Annotated in this window: 1 protein-coding gene; it reads left to right on the top strand. The window is 59.4% G+C overall.

The genetic code is table 11. From position 1 onward, the window contains the following. Window positions 1–106: 106 nt before the first annotated feature. Complete coding sequence (locus tag AC2JF9_RS08365; protein WP_500726869.1) at window positions 107–334, top strand: hypothetical protein; 228 nt, start codon at window positions 107–109, stop codon at window positions 332–334. Window positions 335–544: the final 210 nt, after the last annotated feature.

The raw sequence follows: 544 nt of genomic DNA, 5'->3' as shown, positions 1-544 counted from the left end.
GCATAACAAAAAAGGAGATGTAGGCATCTATTCTGCAAGGGGCTAGTTGGCAGCCGCTCGGCAGGTGCCATCCTCACTGGGAACTGAAAGCCAGGAGGTACGGCAAATGTCGGGGGCCGCTCATGAGGACTGCGAAGGGCCAATTCCAGGTCTGCGCCTGCCAGAGAATGCCTGGCGCGCATTGAGGAGAGAGAACATCAAGACGCTCGGCCAACTCCAGGCCGTGGCTGATCAGATCGAGCGCATCGTTCCTGGCATCGGGACCAAGACGGCCGCGGCGATTAGAGCAGAACTCGCACGTCTGACGAGCGAACCAGAGCCCAAGAAATTGTAGGGGGTTGCGGGGGAGACGCTGAACACCTCCCCCGCTTACGCTGAGAGCTTCGAGGTAATGGGGGCCTGTTAGCGAAGACTGTCAGCGCAGAGAGGAGCCTAGACCGGATGGCATCCGCAGCAACGCGCGCAAACGGATTAATCTCCTAGTGCCCGGGAGCAGGTGAGTGCACAGCCAAAGCGGCGACAAGGGTATCGGGATCTGTAGAGT

This window comes from Lactobacillus sp. C449L, assembly GCF_059900815.1.
Note: the sequence above shows the minus strand (reverse complement) of the source record. Positions and strands in the feature narration are given on the sequence as shown.

What these genes read in the sequence shown, in the direction of transcription:
- AC2JF9_RS08365 (WP_500726869.1), top strand. Translation starts at nt 107, where the DNA reads ATGTCGGGGGCCGCTCATGAGGACTGCGAAGGGCCAATTCCAGGTCTG.